Consider the following 8869-nt stretch of genomic DNA (forward strand, 5'->3'; position numbering starts at 1 on the left):
TCCCCCAAGCCATCTGGCTAACTGCTACTTGACCCTCAGAGTCGGAACTCTGGAGGTCATCGGACCTTGGTGCCCTAACCGCAACAGCTCACGGTGCTGACTTCAGACGGCCGAAGGCTTTATGCACACGAAGAGGGGCGCCCCGGCCGGTTCGACCGGCCGGGGCGCCCCTCCTGGTGTGGGTGAGCGGCGCTACGCGGACTTCTCGTGGCGGCCGTCGTTCTTCACGATCCGCGGCTCGCGCGGGACCAGCGTGGGGTTGACGTTGTTGCGCACGACGTCCGCCGTGATGACCACACGGGCCACGTCCTTGCGGGACGGGACCTCGTACATCACCGACTGCAGGACCTCTTCGAGAATCGCGCGCAGACCGCGCGCTCCCGTGCCGCGCAGGATCGCCTGGTCGGCGATGGCTTCGAGCGCCGGGAGGTCGAAGTCCAGCTCCACGCCGTCGAGTTCGAAGAGACGCTGGTACTGCTTCACCAGCGCGTTGCGCGGCTCGACAAGGATCTTGAGGAGCGCCTCACGGTCCAGGTTGTGCACCGAGGTCAGGACCGGCAGCCGGCCGATGAACTCCGGGATCATCCCGAACTTCACCAGGTCCTCCGGCATGACCTCCTGGAACTGGTCGCTCTCCTCGATCTCGCGCTTGGAGCGAATCGTGGCGCCGAAGCCGATGCCCTTGGCGCCGGCCCGTGACTCGATGATCTTCTCCAGGCCCGCGAAGGCGCCGCCCACGATGAACAGCACGTTCGTCGTGTCGATCTGGATGAACTCCTGGTGCGGGTGCTTACGGCCGCCCTGCGGCGGGACCGAGGCCGTCGTGCCCTCCAGGATCTTCAGCAGAGCCTGCTGGACGCCCTCGCCGGAGACGTCACGGGTGATCGACGGGTTCTCGCTCTTGCGGGCGACCTTGTCGATCTCGTCGATGTAGATGATCCCGGTCTCGGCCTTCTTGACGTCGTAGTCGGCCGCCTGGATCAGCTTCAGCAGAATGTTCTCGACGTCCTCGCCGACATAGCCGGCCTCCGTCAGCGCCGTCGCGTCCGCGATCGCGAACGGGACGTTCAGCATCCGGGCCAGCGTCTGGGCGAGGAGTGTCTTGCCGGAGCCCGTGGGGCCCAGCAGCAGGATGTTGGACTTCGCGAGCTCGATCGCGTCGTCACGGCTTCCGGCGCCGCCGTTCTCGCCGGCCTGCACGCGCTTGTAGTGGTTGTACACCGCTACCGAGAGGGCCTTCTTCGCGGGCGCCTGCCCGACGACGTACCCCTCCAGGAACTCGTAGATCTCCCGCGGCTTGGGCAGTTCCTCCCACCGCACCTCGGAGGTCTCGGCGAGCTCCTCCTCGATGATCTCATTGCAGAGGTCGATGCACTCGTCGCAGATGTAGACCCCGGGACCTGCGATGAGCTTCTTCACCTGCTTCTGGCTCTTCCCGCAGAACGAGCACTTGAGCAAGTCGCCGCCATCACCGATGCGTGCCACGAGGTGCTTCCCCTTCGCCTGGGAGCAGCCTGGTTCAGCGGCTCCTGTGCCTCATACCCGACGGTACCTTGCCTGGCCCCCCGTTCGGGCCCCCCTTGGCGCGGTTGAGGCTGTACGTGCGACCACCAGGGCCGCGCCAAGGGCACCGGACGGGTCAGGCCGCTGCCGCCGCCGTCGTCTTACGGGTCGAGACGATCTGGTCGACCAGACCGTACGCCAGAGCGTCCTCGGCGGTCAGGATCTTGTCCCGCTCGATGTCGTCGCGGACCTTCTCGATCGGCGTCGTGGAGTGCTTGGCCAGCATCTCCTCCAGCTGCGCGCGCATGCGCAGGATCTCGTTGGCCGCGATCTCCAGGTCGGAGAGCTGCTCACGGCCGGTCTGGCTGGACGGCTGGTGGATCAGGACGCGCGCGTTCGGCAGGGCCAGGCGCTTGCCCGCCGTGCCGGCCGCGAGCAGGACCGCCGCCGCGGAGGCGGCCTGTCCCATGCAGACCGTCTGGATGTCCGGCTTCACGAACTGCATCGTGTCGTAGATGGCCGTGAGGGCCGTCATCGAGCCGCCGGGGCTGTTGATGTAGATCGAGATGTCACGGTCGGGGTCCATGGACTCCAGGCACAGCAGCTGCGCCATGACGTCGTTGGCCGACGCGTCGTCGATCTGGACGCCGAGGAAGATCACGCGCTCCTCGAACAGCTTCGCGTACGGGTCGTACTCGCGCACGCCCTGCGACGTGCGCTCCACGAAGCGCGGGACGACATAGCGGTTGTCCACCTGCGGGCCGGTGTAGAGGCCGCTCGCAGAGGCGCCGGGGTAGTTGCTCATGTGGGTGTTCACCATCCTGGTGGCGTTCGATGGGCTGACGTGGCCGGTCCGGGGCGTGACTTCCGCCCCAGGCCGGGTTTTGGAAGTCCCGCCTGCCCCGCGGCGTCCGGCGCTACTTCCACAACACGGCCTAGGCGCCGGTGCCGCCGCCGCCCGGAACACCCGAAGCAGCGGAGATGATCTCGTCGATGATGCCGTAGGACACGGCCTCCTCGGCGGTGAACCAGCGGTCGCGGTCACCGTCGCGGATGATGGTCTCCTCGGTCTGACCCGTGTGGCGCGCGGTGATCTCGGCCATGCGCTTCTTCGTACGGAGCAGCTGCTCGGCCTGGATCTTGATGTCGGAGGCGGTGCCGCCGAGGCCCGCGGAGCCCTGGTGCATGAGGATGTCGGTGTTGGGCAGCGCGAAGCGCTTGCCGGCGGTGCCGCCGGTCAGCAGGAACTGGCCCATGGAGGCCGCCATGCCCATGCCGATGGTCACCACGTCGTTCGGGATGTACTGCATGGTGTCGTAGACCGCCATGCCCGCCGTGACGGAACCACCGGGGCTGTTGATGTAGAGGTAGATGTCCTTCTCGGGCTCGGCCGCGAGGAGAAGGAGCTGCGCGGTGATCTTGTTGGCGATGTCGTCGTCGACCTGCTGGCCGAGGAAGATGATCCGCTCACCGAGCAGTCGGCTGTAGACCTGGTCGCCGAGGCCACCACCGAGGGACGGCTCACCGGCGGCGTAAGGCATCAGATTCGTCACGTATCCACCTGCTCGTCTCTGACGGCTCCGGCCGTCTCAGCGTCTTTCGTTCCGGGGGACGGGGGTAGACCCCAGCCCTCGTATTCATGGACCCTAACGCGCTGGTCGGCGGGCGCCATCCCGCTTCCTGGACTGTTCGCTGGCAGCGCAAGGTAGTTGGGTCGTCGCAGGGCCTGGGGAGGGAGTGTCCTCCGGGTCGGGCCGGACGACACCCCCTACGGGAACGGGCCCCGGGCGCGAGTCGCGTCCCGGGGCCCGGAGATCCGGTCGAGCGAGGGCGCTCAGCCCTCGTTCTTCGCCTCGGCCTTGTCACCGGCCTTGTCGTCCGCCGCGGCTTCCGCGGGGGCGTCGGCCTCGTCGGAGGACGCCTCGACCGTCTCGGCGGTCGTGTCCTCCTCCTCGTCCTCCAGGTCGACGACCTCACCGTTGGTGTCGACGACCTTGGCGGCCTCGACGACCACGGCGAGCGCCTTGCCGCGGGCGACCTCGCCGACGAGCATCGGCACCTGGCCGCCCTCGACGACGGCCTGCGCGAACTGGTCGGGCGACATGCCGGAGGACTGCGCGCGACGCATGAGGTGCTCGGTGAGCTCCTCCTGGTTCACGTTCAGCTTCTCCTTGTTGACCAGCTCGTCGAGGATGAACTGGGTCTTGATGCCCTTGACCGCCTGCTCCTTGGTCTCCTCGTCGAACTCCTCCTCCGTCTTGCCCTGGATCTCCAGGTACTTCGGAAGGTCGAGGCCCATCTGACCGAGCTGGTGGTGCTCCAGGTTGTGCTTGCGGGTCTTGATCTCGTCCTCGAGGAGCTTCTCGGGGATCGGCACCTCGGCCAGCTTCAGCAGCTCGTCGAGGACGCGCTCCTGGGCCTGGGTGGCCTGGTCGTACTGCTTCATGCTGCCGAGGCGCTTGCGGCTGTCGGCCTTGAGCTCGTCGAGGGTGTCGAACTCGCTCGCCATCTGCGCGAACTCGTCGTCCAGGTCGGGCAGCTCGCGGGCGGCGACCTGGGTGACCTTGACGGAGACCTCGGCGTCCTTGCCCTCGGCGGTGCCGCCCTTCAGCTGGGAGGTGAAGGTGGCCTCGCCACCGGCCTCCAGGCCGGTCACGGCCTCGTCGATGCCTTCGAGCAGCTCGCCGGAGCCGATGGTGTACTGCACGTCACTCGCGACGCCGTCCTCCAGGACCTCGCCGTCGACCTTGGCCTCCAGGTCGATCGTGACGACGTCGCCGTCGGCGGCGGCGCGCTCGACGGGGTTGGTGGAGGCGAAGCGCTCACGCAGCTCGTCGACGGACTTGTCGACGTCCTCGTCGGACACGTCGACCGCGTCGACGGTGACCTCGATACCGGAGTAGTCCGGGATCTCGATGACGGGACGGATGTCGACCTCGGCGGTGAACGACAGCAGCTCGCCGTCCTTCAGCTCCTTGATGTCGACCTCGGGCTGCCCGAGGACATTGAGCTCACCCTCGTTGACGGCCTCCGTGTAGAACTTGGGAAGGGCGTCGTTGACGGCCTCCTCCAGCACAGCTCCACGGCCGAACCGCTGGTCGATGACGCGGGCCGGGATCTTGCCCTTGCGGAAGCCCTTCACCGTGACCTGCTCGTTGATCTTCTTGTACGCCGCGTCGAGGCTGTCCTTGAGCTCCTCGAAGGGCACCTCGACAGTGAGCCGAACCCGGGTCGGGTTCAGGGTCTCCACGGCGCTCTTCACGGTTCGGTCTCCTTGGTGGCTGATTCTGGGGTTCTGCTACGCCCGCCGTGACTCCGGCGGACCAGCGGATTCGGCCCGGTTCCTCACGGTCTCTTCAGACACACGGGCACGCAGCTTGCATAGTAGCCGCAAGCAGGATGACGCCCACAACGCGATCATGAACCGTCACGCGTCACTGATGGTCGGGGTGGCCGGATTCGAACCGACGACCTTCCGCTCCCAAAGCGGACGCGCTACCAAGCTGCGCCACACCCCGTCGGTGCGACACGTAGGGTACATGCCCGCGACCGGTACGCCGGACGTATTAAGTGGAGCGGCGGTGAGGGGGAAGCGGTGTGCGCCGAGGCCCACCGACCCGCTACGATGTTTCCCGTGCCACGGTCCATGTGACCTGCGGCGCGTGCGGGCGTAGCTCAATGGTAGAGCCCTAGTCTTCCAAACTAGCTACGCGGGTTCGATTCCCGTCGCCCGCTCCATATGACTGAGGGCCAGGCTGGAGAGTGATTCTCCGGCCTGGCCCTCAGTCGTTGTTGATTCGCAATCCGGCCTACGTGCCCGCTGCGTGCCCGTTCGGGCCGGGAGCCTGCTTCCGGGCCTGCTCGACGGCTGCACTCACCGCGTTGCCGATCAGTCGTTCCCGCTCAGCCGTCGCGTGCTGGTAGATCAGCGCCGCACGGGCGGTGCTGTGGCCCATTCTCGTCATCAACTCACGGGTACTCGCACCCGTCGCCGCAGCCAGGGTGTTGCCCGTGTGCCGAAGGTCATGGAAGTGCAGGCCCTTGATCCCGGCTTGATGACACGCTTTGCGCCACAGCCGGTTGAAGTGGTTCCGGCGGGGAGCCGCGCCCTTGGCCCCGATGAACACGCCGCCGTCCGCCCCATGTTCGGCGAAGACCGTGAGATGGGCCGACAGATCACTGAGGATCACGGCCGGGATCGCCACCGTGCGCTTACCGGCAGCGCTCTTGGGTTCCTTGATCAGACGCTTACCGCTGTGCAGTTCGGCGATGTTCCGGCGCACCCGCAGCGTGTTGGCCGTCAGGTCGAGGTCCCGACGACGCAGACCGATCAACTCGCCCCAGCGAAGCCCTGAGAAGGCCGCCAGGAGGACCAGCGCGCGGTACCGGGGCTGGATGGCGTCGGCAATCGCGTAGACCTCCTGAACGGTCGCTGTGGGCCGCTCGGGGGTCACGGCCGAACTGGCGCCCTTGACCCGGCACGGGTTTCGCCGGATGAGCCGGTCGTCAACGGCCGTCATGAGGACGGCGCGTAGGAGGGCGTACGACTTCGCGACGGTTGACGGGCCTGCACCAGCGTCGAGCCGGGCCACCCGCCAAGCGCGGACCCGAGCCGACGTGATGTCAGCCACGGCGACCGTGCCGAACGTCGGATCAAGGTGGTTCCGCAGCAGCGAGCGGTACAGGTCGGCGGTCGAAGCGCCGATCCCGCGTTCGGTGATCCAGGTGGCGGCATACGTCCCGAAGGGGATCTTCCCCGCATCCGGGTCCGACCAGTCACCGGCCCTCAACTCCGCTTGCCTTTCGGCCAACCAGTCGTCCGCGTCGCGCTTGGTACGGAAGGTGTGCGGGGCTGGACGGTCAACACCGTCAGCGCCGAGGTAGCGGGCCTGATACCTGCCGGAGGGCAGCTTCCGGACCCTCCCGAACGAACGCTTCTTGCCTGCCATCAGGCAGCACCCCGCAGGTGTCGGCGTGCCGGCCGAATCGTGCTCGCCGTGATGAAGGCGTCAATGACCCGCTCAGGGATGCGGACGTGTCGCCCGATCTTGACGAACTCGATCCGGCGTTCCTCGATCAGCCGTCGCGGGAAGCGGACGGTGGTGCCGAGCCGTTCGGCGGCCTGTTCCACGGTCAGCAGTCGGTCGGTCATGGTCACCACTCCCCCTCGTTGTCGGTCAGGTCGGCGCGTGCTTCGCGGGCGGTTTCGCGGGCTTGTTGGATGTCGCGGTGGATGTTGGCGGCGAGCCAGGATTCGCCGGGGGTGTGGCCGTGTCCGGCGTAGGTCCAGTGGGCGAGCGTGAGCGTCGTTGCCTCCGGGTGGTCGTCGGGGTCGGGCAGGCCGAGGGCTTCACGCTGCTGGTGAGCGCGGTAGTCGGCGCGGACCTGTCGCAGGGCGCCGAGGGTGGTGGAGTAGCGGCGGGATTTGGTGGAGAAGTGGCCCCGGAAGCCGAGCATGTGAGCCCAGGCGAGCAGCCGCCTGTCCGGGTAGTGGGGGTCCAGGTCGAAGCAGGCTTCGATGAGGCGCCGGGTGTGGTCGGGGATGTCGAGGAGAATCAGGGCTTCTCGGTTGCCGACGCGGCGGTCGACGGTGCCGGTGGTCTCGGCGGCTTTGGTGGCGTACTTGGCGACGTAGGAGGCGACGGCTTGTGCGGTGAGGTCTTCGCCGTTGCCGAAGGCCCCGATGGGCTGGACGTCGAGCTGTGTGCCCCAGGCCAGGACGCGGGCGGGCTGGCCCCCGGAAGGGGGAAGCGTGATCTGCGCGCGGGAAGCCGCGGAACGCAGTGCGTGGGTGAGCAGGTCGAGGGTGGCCCAGGCCGGGGGCGGTGAGTCGGGTCCGGCGGGTCCGTCGAAGCGGATGACCGCGTGGAAGTGGATGGCGCCGCGTTTCTGGTACTCGGCGACCTTGCCGTAGGAGACACGGAGCTGTTCCTTGAGTTCGCGCTGGGTGATGCCGGCGCGGGCGGCCAGTTCACGCGGGAGGTAGATGGTCACGTACCGCCACAGGTCCCCGGCGTGGTTGTTCCACAGCACGGCGCCCGCGTAGTCGTACGTTCCGGGGTCGAGCGCTGTGCCCAACTCGGGCGCGTCCTCGGGGTGTTGGGTGCCGCAGCGGCAGGGCCGGGTGCCGGGGCGGTTGTGGACCGGGCCGAAGGACGGAGCGGTCAGGGTGGCGAACACACGCGGGTGCTCGCGCACCGTGTGCGGAGTGCCCTTGTTCGGGTCGCCGGTGAGTCCGGCGCGGATGAGGTGGTAGGTGTCTCCGGCGTAGGTCCAGGCGCAGGAGGGGCAGCGCGAGGCACGGCGGTTGCCGCAGGCGAGGCGGAGGGTTCCGCCGGGCTCACCATCGGTCGAGTAGTGGTGCAGGAGGGTGCCGGTGGCGCGGTCGATGGTCTTGGTCGCGCCGGTGAGGCGGATCGGGTCGGAGCATCCTCCGGTGCGGCGGATCTGCTCTTGCCAGCGGTCGAAACCCGGGGCACCGGCCACCCGCAGCAGATCGCCGAGGGTGACCGGGTCCAGGCCCGCCGCGAGGGCGGTGCTGTTCATCAGCGGCCACGCCCCATGCCGTGGGCGGGGCCGTGGTTGGCGCTGTAACCCTCCACCAGGGCCTGTACTTGGGCATCACCGGTTGCGGTGGCACTGGCTCCGCAGTGGCACACAGCGGAGGCGTGGGCGGGGGTGGACGCAGAGGGCTTGCTGACGTGCACGCCGGGACTGTCCGGCGTCGGAGTCAAGTCACTCACGGCGCTCACCTCCCGGTCCGGGCGAGCACGGCGGCGGGAAGGCGGTGGCCAGTGCCGTTACAGGGGCGGCAGGTGACGGTGAGGATCTGCCTGTGGCCGTCGTCCGTGCGCTGGCCGGTGGTGATGGCGACGGTCGGGAAGCCGTCACAGTCCGGGCAAATCTGCCGGGGCCGGGTGTGCTGGGGCATCATGGTGTTTCCCTTTCGGGTCTGCGTGATCTGGAAGGTGGAAGGCGCCCGGAGCGGCGGAAACTTGGCGGTTGAGGCCGCTCCGGGGGCCGGTTACCGGCGGGGGTATCCGTGGCCAGGCGGCGGGTAGGCGTCGTCCTGCCCGCAGTCGTCGGCGAGCCCCTGGTCATTGGCGGTAGCGAACAGCGATCTGGCGACGACGGTGGTGAAGTCGTCCGGCTGACCGCCCTTCAGGTCGGCGGAGATGTCGGCGATCATGCGCTGTGTCAACTGGCGGTCGGCCTTGCGAGCGTTGCGGAATGCCATGGCGTTCTCCTTCGCTGGTCAGCGGGTGCGGGACTGGTTGAGCAGGGAGCGCAGGACCACGGCGGAGACTGCGACGGACGCGCCGGTGATGGCGACGGCGAGGAGCAGGGAGACCAGGACGGCGCCGAC

At 68.1% G+C, this 8869-nt stretch carries 9 protein-coding genes, 2 tRNA genes and 1 pseudogene; 1 reads left to right on the forward strand and 11 read right to left on the reverse strand.

Features of this window, described 5'->3' with window-relative positions:
• Nucleotides 1-192 precede the first annotated feature (192 nt).
• The 5 genes from clpX to GXP76_RS05435 all read right to left on the reverse strand — a co-directional run bounded on the left by clpX (nt 193) and on the right by GXP76_RS05435 (nt 5021).
• On the reverse strand, nt 193-1485 hold the full coding sequence (gene clpX, locus GXP76_RS05415) for an ATP-dependent Clp protease ATP-binding subunit ClpX (RefSeq protein ID WP_078077342.1): 1293 nt from the start codon (nt 1483-1485) through the stop codon (nt 193-195).
• 154 nt (nt 1486-1639) lie between these two features.
• Nucleotides 1640-2323 (reverse strand): ATP-dependent Clp protease proteolytic subunit, encoded by a 684-nt coding sequence (locus tag GXP76_RS05420; RefSeq protein WP_277993009.1) that lies wholly within the window; start codon nt 2321-2323, stop codon nt 1640-1642.
• A gap of 115 nt (nt 2324-2438) precedes the next feature.
• The gene (locus GXP76_RS05425) at nt 2439-3044 is read right to left on the reverse strand and encodes an ATP-dependent Clp protease proteolytic subunit (protein WP_031231653.1); all 606 of its coding nucleotides are present in this window, start codon (nt 3042-3044) and stop codon (nt 2439-2441) included.
• A 293-nt stretch (nt 3045-3337) separates the two neighbouring features.
• Complete coding sequence (gene tig, locus GXP76_RS05430) at nt 3338-4765, reverse strand: trigger factor (protein ID WP_242570261.1); 1428 nt, start codon at nt 4763-4765, stop codon at nt 3338-3340.
• 179 nt (nt 4766-4944) lie between these two features.
• Nucleotides 4945-5021 (reverse strand) — tRNA-Pro (locus GXP76_RS05435).
• 146 nt (nt 5022-5167) lie between these two features.
• Between GXP76_RS05435 and GXP76_RS05440 the strand changes: the two genes are divergently transcribed.
• Nucleotides 5168-5241: transfer RNA gene (locus GXP76_RS05440), tRNA-Gly, on the forward strand.
• Between the two features lie 71 nt (nt 5242-5312).
• Here GXP76_RS05440 and GXP76_RS05445 read toward each other — a convergent pair.
• The 6 genes and pseudogenes from GXP76_RS05445 to GXP76_RS05475 all read right to left on the reverse strand — a co-directional run.
• The gene (locus GXP76_RS05445) at nt 5313-6452 is read right to left on the reverse strand and encodes a site-specific integrase (RefSeq protein WP_242570262.1); all 1140 of its coding nucleotides are present in this window, start codon (nt 6450-6452) and stop codon (nt 5313-5315) included.
• Nucleotides 6452-6655: an excisionase family DNA-binding protein gene (locus tag GXP76_RS05450; protein WP_242570263.1), complete on the reverse strand. Its 204-nt coding sequence runs from the start codon at nt 6653-6655 to the stop codon at nt 6452-6454. Before GXP76_RS05450 ends, GXP76_RS05445 begins: the two co-directional genes overlap by 1 nt.
• Nucleotides 6656-6657: 2 nt before the next feature.
• A complete protein-coding gene (gene repSA, locus GXP76_RS05455) occupies nt 6658-8049 on the reverse strand; it encodes a replication initiator protein RepSA (protein WP_242570264.1) in 1392 nt (463 codons plus the stop codon).
• Nucleotides 8049-8246 (reverse strand): hypothetical protein, encoded by a 198-nt coding sequence (locus tag GXP76_RS05460; protein ID WP_242570265.1) that lies wholly within the window; start codon nt 8244-8246, stop codon nt 8049-8051. Before GXP76_RS05460 ends, repSA begins: the two co-directional genes overlap by 1 nt.
• A 281-nt stretch (nt 8247-8527) precedes the next feature.
• Entirely contained in the window at nt 8528-8740 is a 213-nt protein-coding gene (locus GXP76_RS05470; RefSeq protein WP_242570266.1) for a hypothetical protein, read from the reverse strand.
• Nucleotides 8741-8758: 18 nt separating this feature from the next.
• A pseudogene (locus tag GXP76_RS05475) lies at nt 8759-8869 on the reverse strand (SpdD protein); the annotation flags it as partial.

The sequence above is a fragment of the Streptomyces sp. NP-1717 genome, assembly GCF_022695985.1.
Classification (GTDB): Bacteria; Actinomycetota; Actinomycetes; order Streptomycetales; family Streptomycetaceae; genus Streptomyces.